The sequence below is a fragment of the Photobacterium sp. SKA34 genome, from assembly GCF_000153325.1.
Lineage (GTDB): Bacteria > Pseudomonadota > Gammaproteobacteria > Enterobacterales > Vibrionaceae > Photobacterium.
The window spans coordinates 298,026-322,437 of sequence record NZ_CH724141.1; the positions used below are offsets into that span (position 1 = coordinate 298,026).

General features: G+C 38.2%; 20 protein-coding genes and 3 pseudogenes. 14 read left to right on the forward strand and 9 right to left on the reverse strand.

Translation table 11 applies throughout. The annotated features are described in order from the left end of the window. Nucleotides 1-107: 107 nt before the first annotated feature. The 4 genes from SKA34_RS02740 to SKA34_RS23445 all read left to right on the forward strand — a co-directional run bounded on the left by SKA34_RS02740 (nucleotide 108) and on the right by SKA34_RS23445 (nucleotide 4,402). Nucleotides 108-608 carry a cyclin-dependent kinase inhibitor 3 family protein gene (locus SKA34_RS02740; protein WP_006643972.1) on the forward strand — a complete coding sequence of 167 codons (501 nt, stop codon included), beginning with the start codon at nucleotides 108-110 and terminating at the stop codon, nucleotides 606-608. Between the two features lie 272 nt (nucleotides 609-880). Then, complete coding sequence (locus SKA34_RS02745; protein WP_006643973.1) at nucleotides 881-1,981, forward strand: NapC/NirT family cytochrome c; 1,101 nt, start codon at nucleotides 881-883, stop codon at nucleotides 1,979-1,981. A gap of 1 nt (nucleotide 1,982) precedes the next feature. Then, nucleotides 1,983-3,683 (forward strand): molybdopterin-dependent oxidoreductase, encoded by a 1,701-nt coding sequence (locus tag SKA34_RS02750; protein WP_006643974.1) that lies wholly within the window; start codon nucleotides 1,983-1,985, stop codon nucleotides 3,681-3,683. 50 nt (nucleotides 3,684-3,733) lie between these two features. Next, nucleotides 3,734-4,402: a molybdopterin dinucleotide binding domain-containing protein gene (locus tag SKA34_RS23445; protein ID WP_006643975.1), complete on the forward strand. Its 669-nt coding sequence runs from the start codon at nucleotides 3,734-3,736 to the stop codon at nucleotides 4,400-4,402. A 64-nt stretch (nucleotides 4,403-4,466) separates the two neighbouring features. Here SKA34_RS23445 and SKA34_RS02755 read toward each other — a convergent pair whose 3' ends face one another. Then, on the reverse strand, nucleotides 4,467-4,841 hold the full coding sequence (locus SKA34_RS02755; RefSeq protein WP_006643976.1) for a nuclear transport factor 2 family protein: 375 nt from the start codon (nucleotides 4,839-4,841) through the stop codon (nucleotides 4,467-4,469). A gap of 103 nt (nucleotides 4,842-4,944) precedes the next feature. Between SKA34_RS02755 and SKA34_RS02760 the strand changes: the two genes are divergently transcribed. Together SKA34_RS02760 and SKA34_RS02765 are read left to right on the forward strand one after the other, a co-directional pair. Then, entirely contained in the window at nucleotides 4,945-5,844 is a 900-nt protein-coding gene (locus tag SKA34_RS02760; protein ID WP_006643977.1) for a LysR family transcriptional regulator, read from the forward strand. Nucleotides 5,845-6,215: 371 nt separating this feature from the next. Continuing rightward, nucleotides 6,216-6,515 (forward strand): hypothetical protein, encoded by a 300-nt coding sequence (locus SKA34_RS02765; RefSeq protein ID WP_006643979.1) that lies wholly within the window; start codon nucleotides 6,216-6,218, stop codon nucleotides 6,513-6,515. Between the two features lie 106 nt (nucleotides 6,516-6,621). Here the strand turns inward: SKA34_RS02765 and SKA34_RS02770 are convergent, their stop codons facing one another. Together SKA34_RS02770 and cutA are read right to left on the reverse strand one after the other, a co-directional pair. Then, entirely contained in the window at nucleotides 6,622-7,644 is a 1,023-nt protein-coding gene (locus SKA34_RS02770; protein ID WP_006643981.1) for a methylenetetrahydrofolate reductase, read from the reverse strand. 251 nt (nucleotides 7,645-7,895) lie between these two features. Further along, on the reverse strand, nucleotides 7,896-8,213 hold the full coding sequence (gene cutA / locus SKA34_RS02775; protein WP_006643982.1) for a divalent-cation tolerance protein CutA: 318 nt from the start codon (nucleotides 8,211-8,213) through the stop codon (nucleotides 7,896-7,898). A gap of 199 nt (nucleotides 8,214-8,412) precedes the next feature. On the opposite strand from cutA, the gene SKA34_RS02780 reads away from it, so the two are divergent. Then, entirely contained in the window at nucleotides 8,413-10,536 is a 2,124-nt protein-coding gene (locus tag SKA34_RS02780) for a bifunctional UDP-sugar hydrolase/5'-nucleotidase (RefSeq protein WP_006643983.1), read from the forward strand. 74 nt (nucleotides 10,537-10,610) lie between these two features. Further along, on the forward strand, nucleotides 10,611-11,780 hold the full coding sequence (locus tag SKA34_RS02785; protein ID WP_006643984.1) for a YibE/F family protein: 1,170 nt from the start codon (nucleotides 10,611-10,613) through the stop codon (nucleotides 11,778-11,780). Here SKA34_RS02785 and SKA34_RS02790 read toward each other — a convergent pair. From SKA34_RS02790 to SKA34_RS02800, 3 genes and pseudogenes are all read right to left on the reverse strand, one after another. Next, nucleotides 11,758-12,204, reverse strand: a complete 447-nt coding sequence (locus SKA34_RS02790; RefSeq protein WP_006643985.1) for a GNAT family N-acetyltransferase — start codon at nucleotides 12,202-12,204, stop codon at nucleotides 11,758-11,760. The genes SKA34_RS02785 and SKA34_RS02790 overlap by 23 nt on opposite strands. A 99-nt stretch (nucleotides 12,205-12,303) precedes the next feature. Continuing rightward, a pseudogene (locus tag SKA34_RS02795) lies at nucleotides 12,304-12,780 on the reverse strand (DUF3291 domain-containing protein). Between the two features lie 15 nt (nucleotides 12,781-12,795). Continuing rightward, nucleotides 12,796-13,401: a glutathione S-transferase family protein gene (locus tag SKA34_RS02800; RefSeq protein WP_006643987.1), complete on the reverse strand. Its 606-nt coding sequence runs from the start codon at nucleotides 13,399-13,401 to the stop codon at nucleotides 12,796-12,798. A gap of 196 nt (nucleotides 13,402-13,597) precedes the next feature. On the opposite strand from SKA34_RS02800, the gene SKA34_RS02805 reads away from it, so the two are divergent. The 5 genes and pseudogenes from SKA34_RS02805 (at nucleotide 13,598) to SKA34_RS02825 (ending at nucleotide 20,914) form a co-directional block, all read left to right on the forward strand. Further along, the gene (locus tag SKA34_RS02805) at nucleotides 13,598-14,461 is read left to right on the forward strand and encodes a LysR family transcriptional regulator (RefSeq protein ID WP_006643988.1); all 864 of its coding nucleotides are present in this window, start codon (nucleotides 13,598-13,600) and stop codon (nucleotides 14,459-14,461) included. 163 nt (nucleotides 14,462-14,624) lie between these two features. After that, nucleotides 14,625-15,326: a hypothetical protein gene (locus SKA34_RS02810; protein ID WP_006643989.1), complete on the forward strand. Its 702-nt coding sequence runs from the start codon at nucleotides 14,625-14,627 to the stop codon at nucleotides 15,324-15,326. A gap of 259 nt (nucleotides 15,327-15,585) precedes the next feature. Next, a pseudogene (locus tag SKA34_RS02815) lies at nucleotides 15,586-16,008 on the forward strand (NAD(P)-binding oxidoreductase); the annotation flags it as partial. 377 nt (nucleotides 16,009-16,385) lie between these two features. After that, nucleotides 16,386-17,483, forward strand: a complete 1,098-nt coding sequence (locus tag SKA34_RS02820; RefSeq protein WP_006643991.1) for a YdcF family protein — start codon at nucleotides 16,386-16,388, stop codon at nucleotides 17,481-17,483. A 719-nt stretch (nucleotides 17,484-18,202) separates the two neighbouring features. Next, nucleotides 18,203-20,914 (forward strand): glycoside hydrolase family 3 protein, encoded by a 2,712-nt coding sequence (locus SKA34_RS02825; RefSeq protein ID WP_083784371.1) that lies wholly within the window; start codon nucleotides 18,203-18,205, stop codon nucleotides 20,912-20,914. Nucleotides 20,915-21,845: 931 nt separating this feature from the next. Here the strand turns inward: SKA34_RS02825 and SKA34_RS22565 are convergent. Beyond that, a complete protein-coding gene (locus SKA34_RS22565) occupies nucleotides 21,846-22,694 on the reverse strand; it encodes a transporter substrate-binding domain-containing protein (RefSeq protein ID WP_006643994.1) in 849 nt (282 codons plus the stop codon). Between the two features lie 50 nt (nucleotides 22,695-22,744). Here SKA34_RS22565 and SKA34_RS23450 point away from each other — a divergent pair. After that, nucleotides 22,745-22,900: pseudogene (locus SKA34_RS23450) on the forward strand (transporter); the annotation flags it as partial. 82 nt (nucleotides 22,901-22,982) lie between these two features. Here SKA34_RS23450 and SKA34_RS02835 read toward each other — a convergent pair. Further along, nucleotides 22,983-23,198 carry a DUF3955 domain-containing protein gene (locus SKA34_RS02835; RefSeq protein WP_006643996.1) on the reverse strand — a complete coding sequence of 72 codons (216 nt, stop codon included), beginning with the start codon at nucleotides 23,196-23,198 and terminating at the stop codon, nucleotides 22,983-22,985. Nucleotides 23,199-23,524: 326 nt separating this feature from the next. Then, on the reverse strand, nucleotides 23,525-24,154 hold the full coding sequence (locus tag SKA34_RS02840; protein WP_006643997.1) for a hypothetical protein: 630 nt from the start codon (nucleotides 24,152-24,154) through the stop codon (nucleotides 23,525-23,527). Nucleotides 24,155-24,412: the final 258 nt, after the last annotated feature.

The window sequence follows — 24,412 nt, forward strand, 5'->3', positions numbered from 1 at the left end:
TCAACCGTTAATGAGATTTTTTAAATCAATACATATGAATAATCATATATGTCATAATTGCAGTGTATAACTGTTTAGAAATGGAAAAGACGATAAGGAAATACCGCATGACACATCCAACATGGGAATTACCAATAAACAACTCAGCAGGATTGGTACTAACCCCTTGTCCTGGAACAAAAGGCACACAATTAGTTGAAAGCATTGAACAACTGAAGGCACAAGGTGTCACAATTGTTGTTACAGCATTAAGCATGAAGGAAATGGAAGCAAAGAACGTTGGTGTTTTACCACTGGTTGTTCAACAAGTCGGGCTTCAATGGTTCAATACCCCAATAGAAGATGATTGTGCCCCAGATACAAGCTTTCAGCCTCATTGGGATGCAATCTCCCCGGCATTACACCAAGCATTAGATAACGGTGAAAAAGTCGCACTACATTGTATGGGTGGCTCAGGACGGACTGGTTTACTTGCAGCCCACCTATTATTGGAAAAGAACTGGCAATTAGAAGACATAATTAGCCAAGTTCAAGCATTAAGACCCAATGCCTTTACTAAAGAAGTGCAAGCTGAATATATTCGTAATATTGCTCTTATTAATGAGTAAAGACACCTTTAATCTTACTATGGCGGAAGCAGAGGCTCTCCTCTGTTTTCGTTTACTCGATGTTTAATGCATTTCATTATCAATAAATTTATTTCGCTTATAAAACAGTCAGCTGTTAATAACTTCTCATATTCTCAAACAGCTTATCTAACTATATTTAAAATTTTATATTTGTCTTCTAATTAATACTTTTTGTCCCTTTCTTGATAGTTGCCTAATTATATTAAACCCTACAATAGCAGCACTTATTGTACGGTTATTAGAGATGTAACATGGGAAGAATAAAAAGGAAAACTATCCTCTTTGTTATTATTATTTTCATCCTTTCTTTTGGAATAGTAAAAGCGACTGATTTTGCATTGCACAAATCATCTGAAACTGAATTTTGTATTTCATGTCACTCAATGACAATTCCATATGATGATTATATAAAAAGCCCACACTATGCCAACCAACATGGTGTTTCTGCGCAATGTAAAGATTGCCATATTAATGAGAAAAGTAATATCGAATACTTAACTGCCAAATTAGGTGGAATAAAAGATATTTGGTTTGAGACAACGGGTAAAATAGATTCTAAAGAAAAATATGAAGAACATAGAATGGAAATGGCTCAAACTGTTTGGAAACAAATGGAAGCCAATAATTCCGCTACGTGTCGTAATTGTCACTCTTACGACAAAATGAATTTCGACGAGATGTCTGCAAAAGCTAAACAGCAAATGCAGATTGCCGCTAGTAAGAATCAAAGCTGTATAGACTGCCACAAAGGTATTGCGCATAGCCTACCTAAGGTCAAGTCATATACATTTGATATCAATGAGTTAAAAAGTGGTTCAACGGCTTATACAACAACAATTTCACCGCTTTATAACGACCAAGACTTTGCTTCAATTAAAGCAAAAATTCTACCTTATACCCAGTTTACTGTTTTAGATAAAGCAAATGGTGCCACCAAAATCAAACTCAGCGGATGGCAAGAAGCACATAAGAATTTGCTCTACGCGATGGAAGGTAAACGAATTACTGACGCTGTAATAAGAGGTTTAGATAATATTAAAGAGACCGGTAAAACTTATTATAACGATACCACTAAAAAGTCTTGGAAAGAGCTAAGTATAATTGCTTGGGTAAAGAACACACCTGTTACTTCCAATATTAATCAGCAATGGGAAAAGAATACATTCGAATACGAATCTAAATGTGCGCAATGCCACCAGAAGGTACAAGAACATCATTTTAGTAGTAATGATTGGCCAGCTCAATTTAAAGGTATGGCACGTCAAGCTAAATTAACGAAAAATGAAACGCAAGGGATCTTAAAATACCTTCAATATCATTCATCAGATCTATCAAATAACTTGGAAAACTAAAATGGTATTAACACGGCGTGATTTTCTAAAAAAAACTTGCTCAGTAAGTACTAAAGCTGCACTTGCCATCCAATTAACTCCACTAGCATTTGCATCACAAGCAGATCCTAATTTACGACGAGTTTTAACTGGTTCTAAGTTTGGTACATTTGAAGCTGAATTAAATGGTAATACCATCAAAGAAATTACCGTGGATAATATCCACTCTAAGATGATTTACCATGCTTATAAAACAATTAATAACCCATCGCGAATTAAAACACCTATGGTTCGTAAAGGTTATCTCTCTGGTGACAACAGCGATCGTGGTAGCAATGAATTTGTTCCAATTAGTTGGGAAAAGGCTATTGATATTCTTTTCAAAGAAATAGAAAACGCACAATCACAGCATGGGCCTTCTTCAATTTTCCCACTTTCGCTTTGGGGCATGTTTGGTCAGTTTGGTAATTGCGGAACAGCGATGCAGCGTGCTATTAACCTTCATGGTAAAACGATGAGTTCAACAGGGTTTTACTCATTTGCTGCTGCTGAATCTATTTTGCCTGAGATTGTTGGTGATATTGAAGTAACATCTGAACAGACAACCTTAAACTATGTTGCAGAACACACAGAACTGCTCATTTTATGGGGTTGTGATCCAATCAAAAACTTAAAGATAGGATTTAGTGTTCCAGATTTCTCACCTTATAAATACTGGCAACAAATAAAACAAAAGATCGATCAGGGTAAAATCGAGGTGATCTCTATTGATCCCGTTACGACAGATACCCAAAATTACCTAAATGCTAAAAATATCGCCATCAAGCCGCATACAGATACCGCTTTAATGCTGGGACTTTGTTACGAGCTATTGGAACAAGAAACTTATAATAAGCGCTTCATCGAAGATTACACAGATGGGCACGAAGAATTTTTTTCCTACCTTTTAGGTGAAAAAGATGGCGTGAAAAAAACAGCTGAATGGGCATCAGCAATTTGTGGACTGCCTGTTACTACTATTAAGTCACTTGCTAAAAAGTTCACCACTAAACGTACCCTACTTTCTAGTGGTTGGTCTGCACAACGCGCTGAGCATGGCGAACATTACTGTTGGTCTTTAGTGGCATTAGCGTCAATGATTGGCGAGATTGGTTTACCCGGTGGCGGTTTCTCGTTTGGATATAATGCAAATGATGCAGGTGCAGCAACCTCAAACGGTTCAAGACTTGGCGTAATGAGCGCAACAGTAAAAGATGCATCACCGAAGTATGATAAGCCGTACACGAGTACTCCGTACTTCCCGACATCACGTATGGTGGATGTCATCAACAACCCTGGAAAAGTCGTACCGTTTAAAGGTAAAGATATTACTTACCCTGACTTAAAGGTCTTTGTTGTTGCTGGTGCTAACCCATTATCGACTCATCAAGACGTAAACCAACTCAAACAAGCATTAAATAAACTCGATTTTATCGCAACGATTGACTGTCAATGGACTGCAACCTGCCGTTTCTCAGATTTAGTGTTACCAACAACGACAGTTTGGGAGCGCGATGAATTAATACCATACGGTAATGCAACTAACCGTGGTGTTATTGGTATGAAAAAACTGGTAGAGCCGATGTATGAGTCAAAAGACGACTATGAAATATGGCGTTTATTTGCAGCTAAGTTCGACCGTGAAAACAGTTTACTGAAGGGAAAACCCAAATTCAGTGGCTAAAAGAGTTTTACGATAAGGCATACACTGATAATCAAAACCGAGGCATCAACATGCCTGTATTTGAGAAGTTCTGGACGCAAGATAGCGCTATTTTTGAATATCCAGGTCAAAATGATTTTGTACGTTATGCCGACTTTAAAGAAGATCCAGACCTTGATGGATTAGCGACTGATTCTGGTTTAATACAGCTATTTTCACAAAAAATCGCCAATGCAAACCTTAAAGATTGCCCGCCCTATCCAAGTTGGATGGAGACGTCAGATTGGAAAGAGCGTTCATCAGGTGAGTTTTTCCACCTAATATCGCTACATCCAACAAATAGGCTTCACTCACAGCTTTGTGGCGTGAAAGAATTACGAGATCTTGTTAACGCCAATCAGCATGAACCACTATGGATTAACCCTGCTGATGCGAAAGAATTTAACCTTGTCACGGGGGATATTGTCGAAACATATAACGCGAAAGGTAAGGTTTTATTAGGCGCTATTGTTTCAGATAAAGTGAACCAAGGTGTATTGGCTACACAAGAAGGTGGTTGGTATAGCCCTGACGGAGATACCTGTTTGTATGGCAATGTAAACATATTAACAACGGATCGGGGTGCATCATCTTGGTCTCAAGGACCATCAGCACAGACCTGCTTAGTCAAAATTAAAAAATATCAAGGTTCAACACCCAATATTGATTGTTTTGATGGCCCCAAAATTGTGAAAGCATAAACCGCTTAAAAAGGCTGAGTCATATCATTGGCTCAGCCTTTTATTTTAACTTTTTATGCTTAGTTTAACGCTCACCTTGCACTTCAAAGCAATCTGATACTAATTTTGCACTACCGTCACTTTGCATAGCCCAATGTTCTTTGTGAACCACACCAAAGGCTTTATTCATGGTCCATTTCGCTGTCAAAATATAGCCATCATCACCTTCAGGCTCCCATAACACATCAGTGTAATTCACATCATTAAAGCCTTGCTCAATAATGCCTTGCCAGAAGTTTTCAATCGCATCTTTGCCTTCAAACACACCAAACGGGCGCGCTTCCATCACACATTCTTTAGTGTATTGAGCTGCACATCCTTTCGCATCCTGACCATTAAATGCGTGTTGCCATGCCGTTAGTGCTGCTTTACATGCCTCAAGTACCTTGTTATCTAACATGATTGACTCCGTTTATTTCGTGATTTGATAACAAGATTACCTATATCCGTTCACCTGAAAAACAGAGATAATAGAAATGACTGTTTAATAAAAGAGAACAATTATGAACAAACTAAGACAAATGTCGATTTTTGCTCACATCGTAGAAGAAGGCTCAGTCTCAGCAGCTGCAAACAAACTTGATTTATCTAAATCCGTCGTAAGCCAACACCTAAAAGTATTAGAGCAAGGACTGGGGATAACCCTTCTTAAGCGAACGACTCGTCGCCATACACTAACTCAAGCAGGCGAAGCGTTTTATCAAAGCTGCCGCGAAATCAATACCATTGCTGATATTGCGTGGGATCAAGCCCAAGAAATGCAAACAGATCCACAAGGCAGGCTTTGTATTACCGCACCCAATGCCTTAATGGACACCTTAGTGTCTCCTGCCATTGCCGATTTAATGAAGCAATACCCAAAGTTGAATCCCGAGCTTATCAGCGACGATCAGCACGTTAACCTAATGAAATATGATATTGATTTAGCGATCCGCGTAGGACAATCACAAGACAGTAACCTTAAGCAAAAACGACTCGGTGAATTTAAAGACGTGCTATGTGGCTCAACTCAATTAAACACAACCGATATTCACCAACTGCCCTATATTGCTAATCAATGGCAAGGCAAACAGATTGAACATACATTCACTGCAACGAACGGCGAATCTCAGGTTTATAAAGCAGAAGCCCACTGCACAACCAATTCCTTTCACAGTTGTGTGGCATTAATCAAAGCAGGTGCAGGGATCGGAATTATTCCAGACTTTTATCTATCTCAACTTCTCTCACATAACGACAATACAATTACATCACTATTGCCAAATATGAGTCTAGCCACTAACCCAATTTATGCGTTAAGCCCTTTTGATAAAGCTCCGCCATTGGCAGTCACACTGTGTATCACAGCACTAGAAAAGCAATTAACCAAACATGTCAGCCATAATAATAGTCTTAGACGTTAATTCATTAACCGCCATTTAGCGCTTGCCGGCTTTACAAATATTGGTTGTAACCTGACCACTTATAGCCACGCCCGTCATCCACTTTTAATGGATTACCAATACAACAACAATAAAGAATGGATGAAGATCGGACTGGTCATTACCATTGGTGGTGCCATTACATTTATGACCATAGGCTTAATTTGGTGATCGATACTGAGGTTGATGTGATTGAACTATTACCGATCACCGACTACTAATAAATAACAACACAAAAATGGCTACCATTTGGGTAGCCATTTTTTTCAAATAATTTGATCTATGGCTCACCATTAATACGCCATATAACTTAATAACGTCGCGGCTTTCAAACTAGCGAAAAGGAATACATTGTGAGATCGATATTATTAGCAACATTACTTTTATTTTCTATCCCGTCATGGAGTGCTAGTTACTGTTTAAAAACAACTTTAGGTGACTATGTATGCCCACCGCCTTTTGGTCATATTTACGCAGATAAACTCGGAAATCCATTGTGTGGTAAAGGACAATGTATCAAAGACCGACAAGATAACTACCAGTGTTCAAAGCAAGATGGTGGCTTTGCGATAAAAAACGACCTTGGTGATATTCTATGTACTGGTGGTTGCGAGCCCGCCTTAGAAAACAATTGCCAAATACCTAAGCCTTAACGGTACTCTCTCCAACGCGCATTCAAAACGGATCAGATACAAAAAAGGCTACCGCTCTTTCAAAGTCGGTAGCCATTTTATTAGTAATATTTGTCGCTAAAACAATTTACATAGATGCGAGTTTATTTGCGCGTGCTCTACGCTTTAACACACGGAATTCATGTTTTGCTAAGTGGCTATCCATTGAAGAACGTAGCAGCTTATATAGCAGAATCGAACCATCGATTTCTTCTTTACGGTTAGTTAAGCTTTCAATGTTTAAACCTAGTGGTAAGTCATACTCCACTACCGCATCTAAGATCTGATTTAAGCTGTTACAACACATCTTAATTGACTCATGCAGTGGGTTTTCTGCATTTAGAATACGTAAGCTTGTTGCTTCTGGAACGCTTACCCCTAGCCACTCAATAAACTCTAACGTTTTCGCACTACCACAAGGTGAGAAAGTTAAGATAATACGCTGTGGTTTTAATCCCAGTTCTTTACACTCGATCGCATAGCGGGTCAAAATATCAATCGTCGCTTGAGTATCGTAAATCGCTTGAGAAATAAAGAAGTTACAACCTTGCTTATACTTTTCAATTAAACGTTCATGCTCATTACCTTTCTTAGCATGACGCTCAGCAATCATAATACCGCCAGTAAAGAAGTCATTACGGTTTTCAGCCAGCGTTTGATATGCTGTCGATAATGGCAGTGAAACATCATTTTTCGCCGATGGGCTACCCACTAATACCATGTCACGTACACGGTACTCATCCCACGCTTCATTTAGCCACTCATCAAACGCTTCTGTTTCCGACTGCACCACACTCTTATAAGTGATAACAGGACGATCTGTTTTCTTATTCAATAATGATGAGTAATGACGAGGATCATGGGTCGATTTAAAAGGGAACGGACGCGGCTTATTGGTACGTGATGCTTCATCTTGAATATCGTAAACAATCAAACCATCAATCGCGAGATCACGAATACGCTCAACTAAACGATCAGCGATGTCTTCAACATCTTCAATCGCCGTACTGGTTTTTGGTGGTGTTGTACCGATGAAATAAACACCGCGTGTAATGTCGTTATAACGGACACGCAGTTCAGATTCAGGGGTGGGTTGATATTGATCCGACATAAATGCTCACTTCCATGTTGTCACAGCGCATTACCCCCAATAGATAACACCTGCTTAATTTTTATAAAACCGCAGCAATGTCTTTTGCCACGGTTTATCACATCCTTGTGTGTTGCCTTACCTTTCCGTTCGCTTTTAAGATAAAAATTTATGTTATTTATCAAATTAGCAACACAATATATGCTTTAGTTTTACCTAAACATAATAGATAAATCAAAGGAAAGTCACTGTTTTTAACTTACCGGGTTAAATTAGCGACATTCTTTGTCTATCCATGAAAGATAATCACCGAAACCATTTGTAATGGGTAATTGAATGATCTCAGGGGGTTCATAATCATGAAGTGCAAGAATCGTGGCTTTAACTTCTTCAAACCGTGTTGTTTTGGTTTTAATGAGCACCTGCTGCTCTTGATCGCAATTCACTTCACCTTGCCAATGATAATAAGATTGAATAGGCATAACCTGTACACACGCCGCTAAACGCTGGCTAATCAGTTCATTAATAATAGTTTTACCTACATTTGGATCTGAAAACGTTGTTAAAACAACACAATATTGACCAGTCATGCTTACTTCCCCCTTCTCACTATTTTTATCTTAATAGTCCAAATTATTCAGAATAAAAATTTTAAAGCAGAGTCTCATTCTTTAAATCAATAACAGAAGCATCATATAACTCTGACACAACGCTTACATTCGCCCCCTATTATCGCGCGGTTTCTCCCCTACAGAGAAATTATCTTTATATTCGCTAAGGAACCGAATAGTGAGCAATTTTAAAATTCTAACGTTAAGCCTAGCTGTCTCTATTGCCCTTGTTGGCTGTAATGATGATCACCACCACCATGATGACAACAATAAAGTTATTGATGGACAAACACTAACCCACACCCAAGAAGTGGTAAGTAAAGGTGATCAGCAAGTAAACAAACAAACCATCACATTAGCTGCAACGTCTGATTTACACGGTCGCCTACGCGGCTATGACTACGCCATTGATGCTGAAGACAAACACGCAGGTTTAACCCGTATTGCTACTATCTTAGAGCAACAACGCCTTTTAGATCCTAACCTTATTCTGTTAGATATCGGTGATACGGTACAAGGCAACTCAGCACAGCTATTTAATGATATGGAAACGCATCCAATGATCGACGCGTTACAATATCTTAATTACGACTTATGGGTGCCAGGTAACCACGAATTTAACTTCGATCGCTCATTCCTTGACCGTAACTTAGAAAGCTTTGATGGCGCAGTAATTTCTAGCAACATCAAATGGGAATCAAATGACGCAAACTATCTGCGTGGCTTCCAAATTTATAACGTTAACGGCTGTAAAGTAGCGGTTATTGGTTTAACCCCTTCTTATGTACCTAACTGGGAAGCGTCAGCACCAGAGCATTTCAAAGGCTTAAAGTTTGAAGACGAGCTAAATGCAACACGTGCCGTAGTGGACGATGTTATCGCTCGCCACCAGCCTGATATTATTGTCGGTGCGCTACACTTAGGTAGAACCGATCAAGGTGTTGGTGTATACAACATTGCCGCTGAGCTGGCTGACAAGTTTGATGTGATCATGGCAGGACACGAACACGCAACTTACATTGAAACCGTGAAAAAAGGCGATCCAAACGGTAACGATATTAGTGTGAAAAGTGGCTTAGTTGAAGACAAAGCAAAATCAGGTAAGTACGACGACAGTAATCGTCAAGGATCGGTAAAAATCATTGAACCGGGTAAATGGGGTTCAGATTTAGCAATGGCTAAAATTGACGTTGAAAAAGATGCGTCAGGTAAATGGAAAATCGTTGATACCACCCTTTCTAACCTTGATACCAAAGAGATCCCTGAAGAACAGAACATGGTTGATGAATACCAAGATATTCATGATCGTTCTGTCGATGATGCTAGAGAAACTCTGGGCAAAGTAGTAGGTGATTTCGTAAATGGCGGCGGAGCCGATGAAGCAACAAACGAAGACTACTTTGTTGATGACTTAGGTACGCGTCTATACAGCACTATTCACAAAGCAAAAGTACAAGATAGCGCACTGATTGACTTAATTCAGTTCATTGAGCGTGAAAAATCAGGGGCAACGATTTCTGCTGCGGCGTTATTCAGCGACACCTCTAATCTACGTGATGGTCAAGACTACCAGCGTAAAGACTCCGCAAACCTGTACAAATATGATAACGCATTAATTGGCGTAAACATCACAGGTGCCCATCTGAAAGAGTACATGGAGTGGTCATACAACTACTTCAATACTTACAAAGAAGGTGATTTAACCGTTTCATTTAACCCAGAGGTTCAAGCGTATAATTACGACTTATTCGATGGTGCCATTGAATACACTGTTGATTTATCAAAAGACAACGGTAATCGTGTAGATATAACCCTCGTTGACGGTAAAGCGTTTGATCCAAATGCAAAATACAAACTTGCCCTAAACTCATACCGCTTTGGTACCCAAGGTGTAACTGAGGGTTGGTTCACTAAAGATGATGTGTTCTACGACTCAAGTGATGCAACTGTACCTGCAATCCGAGATATGATTACCGCTTACGTGACAGAAAATGATGGTATTAGCACAAGCGACGAACACCTAAACACGACGAATAACTGGCATATATTGCAGTTAGCGCCAAACGGTGAAATCACAAAGAACCGTGCTGATAGCGAAGTTTGGACGAAGTTTACTAATAAACAACTGTGTATTCACATCAACCCAGATAACGTGAAATACCCAAGTATTAGTCAAGCGTTAAACAAGAAAGATACAACCAGTTATTTCGAGAACAAAGCCTACAAAGAAGACGGCAGTGCGACGAAAAAAGCACTCAACCTAGGTTGTAGCTGGACTGTTGATCCAAATAACAATGGCTAATCGTTTTAGCTTTTAACACCCAAGCGGTAGACATTCTCTACCGCTTTTTTTCTCTGACTATCTCTGTGGGCCACATGTTTCAAAAATACGTTTTCCCGATCATTATTTTTGCGCTCTCAACTGCCATTTTTCTTTACTCCCCTTTGTTGAACCAATCTTTCCATCCAAATAAAACACAATCTCAGCATTTCGTTTCTGCAAAAGTAGAAAACATCATAGATGAAAATGTATTTGAAGATGATTTAGCGCCTGGGATTTATCGCGGTACACAACGCTTAAAAATCAAAGTGCTTGAAGGTGAACATGCCAATGAAACCGTCGAAATCAATAACCCATTGAGTCGTCAACATAACGTATTATTAGATAAAGGATCAGAATTCATATTGATGATCCGCGAAACCATTCATGGTAGCCATTTTTGGGCGTTTAACCACCAGCGAACTACTCCCATCTACACCATGGCAGCTGTCTTTATTGGGTTGATTTTATTTTTTGGTGGACGCGCAGGCTTAAACGCTGTGATTTCACTGTATTTTACCGCCGCACTGATCATTGGCGTATTAATTCCAGCAATATTTGACGGAATAAACCCAGCCTTGGTCACTATCGAATTAATGGCAATAAAAATTGTCGTTAATTTCATCCTAGTTTCAGGTTATAACAAGAAAAGTCTGTGTGCGATATTAGGAACATTGGTTGGCGTTATAATGGCGGGTATTTTTGCTCAAACCTTTGGCGAATGGGCACACCTATCAGGTATTTACTTAGATAAAGGTGAAGATGTCATTTACCTTGCCACCGAAAATCCTATTCAAGTGCGTTGGCTGATGTTTGTCACCATTATGATTGCCGCGCTGGGCGCCGTGATGGACGTTGCTATTTCTATTGCTTCATCGTATCAAGAGCTACAACAAGCCAATCCCAAACTCACTCCTAAGCAATTGATGCTTGCCAGCATGAATATTGGCAAAGACATCATGGGAACCATGACAAATACGTTAATTTTAGCGTTTGCTGGTAGCTCACTCACAACCATCATGATGGTCTGGGGACTTTCAATGCCTGTTGAACAATTTATGAACACCCCAGTGATCGCTTTAAGCATTATTCATGGTTTAGCAGGCAGTATCGGTATTGTACTTACCATTCCATTTACTGCCTTTATTGCCAGTAAAATCTTTGACCATCATAGTAATGAAGAGCCAGCAATACATGCTTGCGTTAGCAATGCTTTAGATAAGTAAAAAACTCAGTGTCTTTTTCGTAGTGATTTTTTTCATATAAGTTCTGCGCTTTTAAGTTATCGACAGCAGTACTTAGCATAATGAAAGAGGCCTGAGTTTCTTTCGCTAACTGATCAGCGCGATCAAGCAGCAACTGCGCAACCCTATGTTGGCGAGCAGATTCGGTTACAAACAGATCGTAAAGCAACCAAGTACGATTCATTTCAAGCGAGCAAAACAGCGGATATAACTGAGTAAAGCCAACATATTGCCCTTTTTCATCAACCACAAAGTAGATAACCGACTCTTTATTTCCTAAGCGTTGCTGCAGGTATTGAAGTGGAGTTTTCTCTCTATAATCAAAGTTATAAAACGTCAGATATGCCTCATACAACGGCGTAACTAGGGTTAAGTCATCAAGGGTCGCTTCTTTAACAGTAAACATGACATGCACCTTTTTTTGCTTAGATTGTTCTCCCCATTAATACCAATCATAGCCGCCAACTGACAAACAAACTGAGATTAAATTTTTAATACCCATCGCTCACCTCTTGCTAGAAGTTAGCTCATCAAGCAGCAACAAATCGTCTGGCGTAAAACGGGATTTAAATGAAAAGGCATAAGGGGTTTCGCCATGTTCACGTAAATGCTCAAGTCGCGATACTACGTGTTGTGGCGTGGGGATCTCATCATCTTGAATCCACCATAAAACATAATTAACTTCAGTTAAGCAATAGAACTATTCACTTTTACGGCAAATAAAGTATTTATGATGCGTGCGGAACATAAAGTTTTTAAGATCACCCATCGAGTGCCAAATCGACATGTTGACGATAATAGAAGGATCATCAAATAACTGAATATTCATCGCATCACCAGATTCACCTTTTAAGCGCCACACAAAGCCATCACTGTTTTCAGCTATCGCATTCACGCTATCCAAATTATCAACAAACTCTTTAATCTCAGGTATATCTAATGGGTATTTTGCCTTTGCGATATTGAGTTGTGCCATCGTCATCCCTCTAATTACACACTAAACCGCTTCTTCCATATCAACACTGGCATGAAACTGCGCCACCGCTTTCAACCAACGCTTAATGTGTGGGTAACCACGTAAATCATAACCGCCGTCATCAGCAACATGGGTATAAGCATATAAAGCAAAATCCGCTATCGTGACAGCGTCACCTACCAAGAAATTTGATTTCGACAATTGCAGCTCCATCACATCTAGGGCTTTATACCCTTTTGCATGTAACGCTTCATACTGTTCAACTCTGTCTGCTGGCATACCCAAATAGACTTGAATGTAACGTGCTACCGCAATATAAGGTTCATGCGAATACTGCTCGAAGAACAACCATTGATAGACTTTAGCTTTAAGAAAATTGTCTTGGGATAAATACTCAGAGCCTTCTGCGAAATAGCTCAAAATTGCATTCGACTCAGACAGCACCCGACCATCATCAAACACTACAACAGGGATTTTGCCATTAGGGTTCAGCGCTAAAAATTCAGGCGTATGGGTTTCGTTCTCCAAAATATTAATGTGCTGCCACTGATGCTCAATCCCTAGCAGTGACAAAATCAATTTCACTTTCAAACAATTTCCCGACTGTAAATCGCCATACACAACCATAACCACTCCTTGTATTGTCTGGATTCATACCAAAAGGATTTTCTTACACTCATTGATAAAGTTAACTGTAATCAGCAAAGCACCATTCGACTACCGTAAAATACGAATACCAACTATCAATAATATTGAAGTATTTATCACTTGTTATAGAGGCAATTTAACGCTATGTTTTTTATTGCTAAATAGAGAGGTAAATATGGATATTGAAGCATTAAGAAGCTTTTTAGCTTTCGTTGAAACAGGCAGTTTCACTCGCGCGGCAAAGCAAAGTTTTCGATCTCAATCTGCCATTAGCATGCAGATGAAAAAGCTCGAAGATGAGCTCAATACTCAGCTATTTACTAAAGATGGTCGAATGCTGGTATTAACAGAAGATGGGCAACGCTTAGCGACTCATGCTACCCAAATTATCGCAACTCACGATGATGCCTTACTAGAGCTTAAAAACAAGTTACCACAACAAACCATACACCTTGGTTGTCCTGATGATTATGCTGAATCTATCTTGCCCTATATTGTGGCTTTGCTCCGTGAAGAACACCCACACATTAGCCTGCAAATCACCTGTGCACCAAGCGTACATTTAAAAGGTTTACTTGACAGTAATCGGCTTGATCTCGCTATTGTTACGCGTTCGCCAACCTCGCAAGAAGGCTATTTTCTCCAAACCGACAAAGGCATATGGGTTGGCTCGCCACATCACGACATTGTTAATCAACAACCCTTACCGATTGTGCTATTCCAACGCGACTGTAAATTCCACAGTGCAGCCATTGAAGGCTTAATAAAACGTAACCGACATTATCAGCTTGTCAGTTGTTGTATCAGTGCAACGGCCAATAAAGGTTTAGTTCGGCAAGGCTTGGCAATTTCTGCCATGGCGAAATGCAGCATGCCGAATGATTTAATCGAGCTTATCGCCCCTCACCTGCCTAGCTTACCTGTGGTTGACATTGTGTTATCACTGCCGAGTAAGCCACACCTCTTACTTTCACCTGAAAGTATCAACCGCATGATTGATCGCTACCATTGTGAACAATTTGCGACAGAAAAGAGCTAAACACTTAGCACCTATTAAATAAGAAGCGATTATCTTTAATTGAATAACAGTATTACTTTCAAGACACTTAAATAAAAAAGCTTTAGCTAATCTCAAAAGAACGATTACTTAGATACTAACTTTTTTGTTGGGATCTTTCATACATAAACAATGGGAATATGCTATGAAAAAATGGAGTCTTTTAGCTTTGGCATCGGCTTTATTGCTGGGGTGTGGTTCAAATGATGCTGAAGATGCGATTGTAGATACCGTTGGGTTAAATATTGATAGCTTATCGAGCCAACAAAAACAAGATTATGCCCAGATCTCAACCGACATTAATACATTGATTCTTTTCATTGCTGGTCAATGTTTTGAAGCTGAATCAGAAAGAAATCCTAATATGGAGATCACAGGCTTTACCTGTAACATCGCCGATCATAAAGAAGCAGTAAGCCAAACTCAGTTTTCAAGCATTACGCTGAACAGCGGCATGCTTGATGTTAACCGTTCTAGCCAAACCGAATTCAAAATTCAAACAAAAGACAACGTCAAGTTTCATGCTGCTAGCATTAGCGATGGCACATTAAATTATCGCCTTGTTGATGATAACGCTATTCAGTTTATTATAAATGAAACAGGCACAGATGAAACAGGCACAGATAGCGCATCATTCAGAGGCTTCTTCCGTGACGATAAAACCTCAGATGTTACCTATTGGACAGTTGAATCATTAGGTACTACCCCATTTAGTTATTATGAAGATACCAATAATCAACATAGCTGGCTGGCAAACGGCACAGCGAAGATTACAGGGAAAGACGATAAAACCTTTGACTGGATAACCACTGCCATTGGTGAGGTAGAGTTACCGCTAACAGAATAATATTGACGGCTAAGCTTGAAGGTTAAAACGCCCTGTTAGAAAATGAAGAGAGTTAAGTATACATACTAATCACCCTCGTTGAAAAAAAGCGAGTATATTAATCAAAGCGTTGCCAGCACCGATATGGCAGCGCTTTTTCTTTGGCATAATCATTTAAAGCTGGCAAATAACGAGCAGATAATAAACCAAATTGATTACTCTGCCATTATAATAATGCAAACTATTATCATAACTGTCATTTGAGATGGATTTTTACATAATGAATATTGCAATTTGGGGTGCTTCAAGTGGTTTAGGCGCTGCAATGGTAGATTACTTTTATGCCCAAGGTATAAATGTTATCGCCATTGCACGTAACCCTAATAAAAATACCAAGCTTGCCGAGCACAACATAACGTCCATTTGTTGTGACGCAACAGATAAAGAACAAGTTGAAGCTGCTATAGCAGCACTGCCCGAAAACACCTTTAATATCTCGACAATGGGCAGTTTTCGCTCTGATACTCCTGTCGATTACATTAGCCACCGCTATTTAATAAATGCACTTGAACAAAGCACTTCACAACACTTATTGTTAATTACTTCACTGGGTTGTAGTGATAGTTGGCAATACCTTTCAGAACGTGCAAAAGCAGGGTTTGGCAGCACAGTACGTGAAAAAACACTCGCTGAAGCTTGGCTACAACCATTGGGTAATAAAACCGTTTTTCATAATACTTCCTTATTCACCCCCATCACAAATCACAAACCACAACACTAACCAACTGAATAGTAATAGATTTGTTCCAAAAACATTGCTGACTACATGTCTGGTGCGAGTAATATTTAGCTAACAAGACTAAACCCTGTAACGTAGGTTTTCATGGTTAACAGTTAAAATATGCAGGTATAGTAATAATCAATAACTAAAGCTCAAATACAATAGATCAATCACAATAACAAATACTATTAAAACTAAAGAATACAAAGCGGGATATTTCTAACAGTATATATTCTTAATAAAAATATAATAAAAATCACTTCTATAACAATAAATAGCAATAAACTCTGGATATATCGATGAAAAATAACCTACTTGCCCTAGCCCTTAGTAGTGTATTAACACTTACGGCTGCGCCATATTCTTTTGCTGCTAACGACGCAACAATTCAATCTTCTACCGATTACTCACAATTAGTCACCAAGCGTCAAGTTGTCGATCAACTATTAAATGATGCAGTTACAGCGTTTAAATCTCCGGCTCGAGTTTCCCATGCTGGCTTTACAGCCAAAATGCCAAGTAATATGGAAATCGTAACGAACCGATTACTTGAAGCTTACCAATTAGAGCCATACCGTACAGACTTATTGATTTCTGCTGCTAATGCACAGATCTACAACAAGAATGCAGACCGAGCCATTTCACTTTTCCAACAAGCTCTTTCGGTTGCACCTGATGATGCCGATTTACATGCCTACCTTGCTATTTGGCAGCGTTTTAAAGGCAACCAAGCTGAATCTGCCAAACACATGGCAATATTAACCAAATTAAATCCGGGCAAAGCGACTGATATTGATCGTATTTTCACAACTGTCGATCGCATCGAGGCAACACCACTGAAAGAGAAAGCAGCTAAAGGTAAGTTAGACGACAAAGGCGCAATCATCACCTTAGGTTATGCACTCAACCCGGATGGTTCGATGCATCCGATCTTAGTAGAACGTCTTGAAACGACCCTTGCGATGGCAAAAGCCAATCCTGATGCGTTAATCGTATTAACAGGGGGAGTGCCAATGAATCATAAAACCGAAGGTAAGCTAATGGCAGATTGGCTTATTGAAAAAGGCATTAATAAAAATCGTATCATTGAAGAGAACTACGCCACCAGCACCGTTGATAATGCCCTATTCAGTAGCTATGCGTTAGCTCGTCATCATATTAAACATGCCACTATTATTAGCTCTGCAAGTCATGTTCGCCGTGGTCAAACACTATTTGAGATCGCAAGTTGGCAAACTGGCCCACAAAACATCACCTTTGATACGGTAAGTTACCCAGACAAACCACTTAAAGAATTAACAACACCGAACGATGATGAATTGTTAGGTATTTACCGTGATGCACTACGTACTTATGGCATGTGGAGTTACCGTTCATATCCTTTGGAGTCACGATAAAGTTTAAACCCCGCTTTATTTGAATAGAAAAGATAATAAAAAAGCGATACCGTAGAAAAACAGTGTCGCTTTTATTTGAGTGTCATATTTTACCTCGTTTTCTATGTTTTCGGCGGTATAAATCAAACTCATGAATACCTATAATTGATAATTGAAATATCCAATCTAGAACACTCACATATTATATATATCCTCATATTTTATCCCTCCTATGAATAGGTATCAATCGACTTCTATAATCACAACACTCACCTATATAAAATCTATTTATCATTTTGAGCATAATGAATATTAAATGACACAATGTAACAATCATAACCTATTGTAAGCTACCGTTACATATGTTACATTTCAGTATTAATAATAAAAAAGTCCTAACATAAATTAATAATTAAACTCTGATATATATCAACCAACCATTTAAAATATCCAAAAATAACAAGTCACAATTGATTAATATCCTTCCATAAATGAAACAAACAATTTAAAAACAGATACTTGCATTACATTTTCATTCTTAATCGGAATGAAAACCTCAAAACCCATATAAAAAAATAATATTAATGAATCAATCACACAAAATTATAATTAGCTAGGAGAAATTAAATTAAAAAAATAATTAATATTGTATCGCTAGGTATAAACAGATAAATATTAATAGGTACAATATGAAGCAAAAAATTTCTTTATTAAGCGCAGCTATTCTAAGTGTCTTAGTTATGGGTTGTAATCACGATAATTCAGTCACCCCCGACCCAACACCAAAAACTAAACTTCCTTATTATAAAGAATGGCCATCAATAAAAAGCGCAATTCCTAAAAACCAAAATATTGAAGATGAAGTTGCTAATATTGTTTCGCAAATGACCTTAGAAGAAAAAATAGGTCAAATGATTCAGCCGGATCTACGTGAAATAACGCCACAAGAAGCGGCTGTATATAAAATTGGTTCAATCCTAAATGGCGGTGGTGCTTGGCCGAACAACAATAAACATGCTTCAGCGGAAGATTGGGCGAAAGAAGCTGATAAATACTGGCTAGCAGTAAAAGGAGCATACGAAGACCGACCTTTTAACATTCCATTTATGTGGGCAACAGATACAGTACATGGAGACAATAACGTCTTTAGAGCAACCGTCTTTCCTCATAATATAGGACTAGGAGCAGCCCACGATCCTGAACTTATTGAACAAATTGGTGCAGCTACTGCTGAAGAAATTACAGCAACAGGCTTAGACTGGACATTCGCCCCTACCGTTACAACGCCACGTGATTATCGTTGGGGCCGTGTATATGAAGGTTATTCAGAAGATCCTGAGATCGTCTGGAAATATGCAGGCAAAATGGTTAAAGGCTTGCAAGGCGATGTTGAAGGTCTGAAATCAGACAAACACGTTCTGTCCAATGTAAAACACTGGGTTGGTGACGGCGGCACTACAGATGGTGTTGATCGAGGTGAAAATCATTACACCGAAGAATACTTACGTAATATTCATGCAACAGGCTATTTCTCAGGTTTAAAGGCGGGTGCACAAGTAGTAATGAGTTCATTTAACTCATGGCACAACGAGGCCAACTACGATATGGATGAAAATGACAACATCACTTACAACAAAAAAATCCACGGTAGTAAATACCTCATCACCGATGTATTGAAAAACCAATTAGGGTTCGATGGTTTAGTAGTTACCGATTGGAATGGTCAAGGTGAAGTCAGCGGTTGTACAGCCAGTGATTGTCCTGCTGCAGTAAATGCCGGTAATGATATATTCATGGTAACGTCAAGAGCTGATTGGCAAAGCTTTTACAACAATACCATCGAAGAAGTTAACAAAGGCATTATTCCAATGGAAAGAATTGATGATGCTGTTACCCGTATTTTGAGAGTGAAAATGAGAGCAGGCTTATGGAATAAGCCAATGCCATCAGAACGAAGCAATGCAGGCAACGAAGGTATTCTTGGATCAGAGGCACACCGAAGTATTGCCCGTAAAGCGGTTAGCGAATCTTTAACTTTATTAAAGAATGACGAGAATACCCTACCGCTGGCAAATGATGCCCAATACCTGATCACAGGCTCTGCAATGGATAATATCCAAAAACAAACGGGTGGTTGGAGTATCACATGGCAAGGTGGTGAAAACACTATGGATGACTTCCCTGGTGCACAAACCATGCTAATGACACTGAAACAACAAGTAGGTGAAGAAAACGTAACGACCGATGTCAACATGGCAGATACAGAAAAAACCACAGCTATTGTCGTTATTGGTGAAGACCCTTATGCAGAAATGATGGGAGATATTAAATCTTCACAAACGTTAGATTTTTCAACCATCAAGCCAAGTTACAAAGAAGATTTAGAAACCATTTTAGATCTTAAATCTCGCGGTTTTAAAGTTGTCACTGTATTCTATTCAGGTCGCCCACTATACGTAAACGAGATCATTAATAACTCAGATGCATTTATTGCAGCATGGTTACCGGGTACAGAAGCAGGAGGTATTACGGACGTGTTATTCGCTAAAGGTGGAGCTGATTTCAACGGCAGATTGTCTTACTCATGGCCTAACACTAAGTGTTCAACCACCATTAACCGTCACGCACCAAATATCGTTGACTATGCGACGCCAGAAATGGAACAAGATATTGACGGTGAGCATGCACCGCTATTCCCATACGGCTACGGCTTAAGCTATAACGGTGGTAGCGATGTTAAACCACTAACAGACGATCTTGATAACTTAGATCTAGATCCAAGAAATTGGGGTTGTGGTCAAGATAAACCTGATGACGGAAAAGCGACTGATCCTCTCGAGCTATTTGGTAAGAGTTCAACCCAAGAATATATTGCCAAAATTGATGGACAAGCCAATGGTTGGAATGCCATAAATGTATCTATTAATGGAGAAACTTCAATTGGCTCCATTACCACCAAGCCGATCACACGAGAGTTCCAGCAAGACACATTAAATGTCAACTTTTCAGGTGAAACGGATGAATTCATTGATAATAGTGCTGCAGAGCTATTCTTAGAAGCGCCTGACGGTAGCAAAACCGACCGCAATGCTTATTTAAATGCAGAATCTACCTTACAATTTGATGTTGCGATGATAGAAAAAGCACCAGAAGATTTTAAATTGTCGATGCATTGTGAGTGGCCATGTCACGGTGAAGTAAATATCAGTAAAGTGATGCCTCAACCTGTTACAAACCCAGGTAAAAATGACTATACCACCATTAAGATACCATTGAAGTGTTTTGAAGATTCGGGTGAAAATTTTGCTAATTTAAACCGTCCGTTCTTGATTTACTCAACACAAAAAGCAAACTTTAATATTGGTAATATTCGCTATGTACCAAAAGTGGTTGATGCCGCAGAAGATGCTATTCCATGTGATCAGTTAAAAGATGTATTAGCTCAGCAATAATTTATATAAGCCCTGCTCTCGCAGGGCTTTATTTTCTCAAATCAATACTCAATACTCAATACTCAATACTCAATACTCAATACTCAATAACAGGTTAATTAACCCTATCAGCGACAGCAATAAAAACACCACCATAAAGACAGCATTGAACACTAAAAGTCTTTATTCCTTTTTACTGATTGCGTCATGGCAAAATTCAGCCTATTTCTAAGTTCTATTTTCTTTTTTTCTTTACGCTTTTTACCTCTAAAGCTAAACCACCTTCCAAAACTAGCCATATAGGAAGCCCACCGACAAATTATGGATAAGGTATATAAGAGCCAAACGAATTTTTACCTATCATGTCACCAAAGGAAGTAAAAACACTTAATGAGAATAAGGCGACAAGATAAAAAACAAGCATTACGTTTGTCATATTAAATATCCTTATCGAAATTAATAATTAAAATCGTCTTTTTGTCTCATTAATATACCTATAGCTATCAAGCTGAAAAGGAAGTATTAACTTGTTATAAAAATGTTATCTTTAGCCATAAAAAATAATGCTGTGCAAACTTATGTGTCGAATTCGCAATAAAAAGACAAGCAGTCTTAAATTCTTTTCTATAGACTCTCATCAATTATAATATCGGCTAAGGGGGAATAACCTCTTAAAGACATATCAATAAGTGCCTCATTTTAAATAAAATTACATATATACAAATCATTTTAAAACTTTGGTTTACTGTAGTATGGAACACCTATCAATAGTTAAAAAATTTGATAATCCGCTTCTTTGCACTAGTCGTATAAAGTTAAAAATAAATTTCAATAACACCCTACTTTGAACTTGTTTGAAATGGAAAGCTCAGATTTAAAAGGCTGCACCTAGCGACAAAGAATGCAGCCTTTTGACTTTTAACCTACTTAAAATAGATGCTGAACTTAAATGTTAAAATGGACAGTACTGAGCCTCTTCTTTATACTTTGTTGTTAGAGATTCTTGATACCACTTTTTCATATTGGCTTTATTTGAATCAATAAAATTATTCATCGCTAGAATTATTTCTTCGCCTGACTCTGTTTTATTTGCCATATAAACTTTATATGTCTCTGGGTTATTAATTAAAGCGATACCTAACCCCTTATTACTTAATACTGAATCTGGCAATTTAGAGCGATATTGAATTTCAATTGAATCAGTAAACATCACATATGGTGATAATTGATACTTTTTAAAGCAATCAAAAACAGCAAGGTTACTTTCTAGAACATTTATCGTTGCTTTTGAAATGATTTCATTTGCAAACTTTTCATTAGTCCCCCCCTTGTTTTCTAATATCGTATTTTCTTTTTTATCAATATCTTTAAAGCTGTTGAATAATTCATCATTATCTTTAGTAAAAACAGCTGCTTTTTGATTTTTTGCCACTGATTTTGATAAATAGAAGTCTTTACTGCGATCTTTAGTATATGTAATCCCACCCATTGCTATATCACACTTGCCTGATTTTAAATCATCACTCAAATCTTTCCATGTAGTTCTTGTAAATGCCAAGTTCAGATTTAAATGCTTAGCAAAATTGGCCGCGACGATTGGTGCAAACCCCTCAAACGTATTTTTCTCGGAATTAAAAGATGTTAATGGCGGGTAATCTCCAGTTGTACAAACAGTAAGCGTGTTATCCGTAATGGTGTTAAATTGAATATTATTGGATTCAGTTGAAGCATTAGACACCATTGGTGTCGCAATTAGAGATAATAAGAATAATTTTTTGATACTCGCACTTACATCGTTCACTCAATTGTCCTTAGCAAAAATGCAGTTATAGAATTATAACTGTCAGTCTCCCACTATACATCACCTTTGATATGGTATGTTCCCTAGGCAAACCACTTAAAGAATTAGCAACACCGAATGATGGTGAATTGTTAGGTATTTACCGTGATGCCCTACGTACTTATATCATATGGAGTTACCGTTTATATCCGTTGGATTCACGTTAAGGTTTAACACCCAATTCATTTGAATAGAAAAAATAATAAAAAAGCGATGCTGTATAGGTAAAGCGTTGCTTTTATTTGAGCCTCATACCTTACCTCGTTTTCTGTGTTTCAAGGCGGTATAAATCAAACTCACCAATGCCAATAACTGAAACAGCCAAAACAGAGGAATAAAACCAAACGATTCAATTAACACACCATTGTCATCGACATAAGAACCTTTATAGGCGTATACAGCCAGACATCCCCATCCGATAAGGCTCAGAAGGATAGTTATTCTGTATTTACTAATTAATTTCATCTGAGTCTACCTTTACATACTCACTCAAGCGAAACTCAATTTGGATTATGTATACCTTATCCAATCTACTTTAAAAAGTATGCTAACTCAGTCCCGAAAGAATCGCGTAGTGATCACACAGTTTATGTAGATGACTAACTCGCTTTTGGACAGAAATGAGTTAGACAGTTTACTATATTAAGACTGCACGAAATTAGGAAAGCAAAGTAACCCCCTGTTAATATATGAGCAACGCAACATCGAAGCTCCCGCAACCACCACCTTAAACACCTAAACCAAAGACAAACCTACAACGCCGAATGTAATAAACCATGTTGATTACTTTGTTATAAACAACTGATTATACGGCAATATTTCTTTATCTTTTTAGATTTAATAATAATAGGTTGAATATTATCCTTAGTAGATAACCAAATACTTCTCACCTCTTTTTGGTAAGAATATTCGTTTTCTTTAATCAATGCTGGATGTACTCCGGAATCAAAGTCATGTGGCATTCGGCGAGACTGATACTTGCACTTATAACTACCTTGATACAAACCTTTATGCTTTAGTGATTTACTGATACATTTTAAAAAGTTTTCAGGCTGTTCAATGGCCACACATGAATCATATCCAAAGTCTCTCATTGCAGACTCATCAAACTCGTAAGTTGTACAGTAAATATAGAAATCAGGACTAGTTTGAGGTTTTTCTAACGTAAGCCCTGATATATTTAATGTTGCGTCTTCCTCTAACTTGAAAAAAGACTTAGTAAACTCTGGCTGATTAGCAGTAGACCAACAAGCTTGATCTACGCCCATGTATGTTGATTTAGTTCCTTCTTTATTATCACCAATTTCTTGTCCATGCTTTTCTTCATCTCGAAATTCATACAAAGTACCAATCCTCAATGAACCCTGCTCTACTAGCAGCTTCGCATGCTCTTTTTTCATATATTTATATAGAACACCCATATTTCACCTTTTAGCTTATAACAATTTATTAGTAGGATAATTGCCCGATTTTATCACTCGAATATATTCATAATAACAAATTTTTTCATTTAATATCAACAAGTTAAATTGTCAATCAAAGATAAAAATGGGCACTATTCCGTATAAATCACACTAAGTGACTCATAATGGAGTGGATGATTTATTAAGTGATGAAAGAGAGCAAATCGAAAATTGTCAGCAAGTGTAATATTTCGAGGCACTGATTAGTTTCTATAT

Excerpts from the sequence above, each read along its gene's own strand:
- SKA34_RS02740 (WP_006643972.1), top strand. The coding sequence starts at position 108 with ATGACACATCCAACATGGGAATTACCAATAAACAACTCAGCAGGATTG.
- SKA34_RS02745 (WP_006643973.1), top strand. The coding sequence starts at position 881 with ATGGGAAGAATAAAAAGGAAAACTATCCTCTTTGTTATTATTATTTTC.
- SKA34_RS02750 (WP_006643974.1), top strand. The coding sequence starts at position 1,983 with ATGGTATTAACACGGCGTGATTTTCTAAAAAAAACTTGCTCAGTAAGT.
- SKA34_RS23445 (WP_006643975.1), top strand. The coding sequence starts at position 3,734 with ATGCCTGTATTTGAGAAGTTCTGGACGCAAGATAGCGCTATTTTTGAA.
- SKA34_RS02755 (WP_006643976.1), bottom strand. The coding sequence starts at position 4,841 with ATGTTAGATAACAAGGTACTTGAGGCATGTAAAGCAGCACTAACGGCA.
- SKA34_RS02760 (WP_006643977.1), top strand. The coding sequence starts at position 4,945 with ATGAACAAACTAAGACAAATGTCGATTTTTGCTCACATCGTAGAAGAA.
- SKA34_RS02770 (WP_006643981.1), bottom strand. The coding sequence starts at position 7,644 with ATGTCGGATCAATATCAACCCACCCCTGAATCTGAACTGCGTGTCCGT.
- cutA (WP_006643982.1), bottom strand. The coding sequence starts at position 8,213 with ATGACTGGTCAATATTGTGTTGTTTTAACAACGTTTTCAGATCCAAAT.
- SKA34_RS02785 (WP_006643984.1), top strand. The coding sequence starts at position 10,611 with ATGTTTCAAAAATACGTTTTCCCGATCATTATTTTTGCGCTCTCAACT.
- SKA34_RS02790 (WP_006643985.1), bottom strand. The coding sequence starts at position 12,204 with ATGTTTACTGTTAAAGAAGCGACCCTTGATGACTTAACCCTAGTTACG.
- SKA34_RS02800 (WP_006643987.1), bottom strand. The coding sequence starts at position 13,401 with ATGGTTGTGTATGGCGATTTACAGTCGGGAAATTGTTTGAAAGTGAAA.
- SKA34_RS02805 (WP_006643988.1), top strand. The coding sequence starts at position 13,598 with ATGGATATTGAAGCATTAAGAAGCTTTTTAGCTTTCGTTGAAACAGGC.
- SKA34_RS02810 (WP_006643989.1), top strand. The coding sequence starts at position 14,625 with ATGAAAAAATGGAGTCTTTTAGCTTTGGCATCGGCTTTATTGCTGGGG.
- SKA34_RS02820 (WP_006643991.1), top strand. The coding sequence starts at position 16,386 with ATGAAAAATAACCTACTTGCCCTAGCCCTTAGTAGTGTATTAACACTT.
- SKA34_RS02825 (WP_083784371.1), top strand. The coding sequence starts at position 18,203 with ATGGGTTGTAATCACGATAATTCAGTCACCCCCGACCCAACACCAAAA.
- SKA34_RS02835 (WP_006643996.1), bottom strand. The coding sequence starts at position 23,198 with ATGAAATTAATTAGTAAATACAGAATAACTATCCTTCTGAGCCTTATC.
- SKA34_RS02840 (WP_006643997.1), bottom strand. The coding sequence starts at position 24,154 with ATGGGTGTTCTATATAAATATATGAAAAAAGAGCATGCGAAGCTGCTA.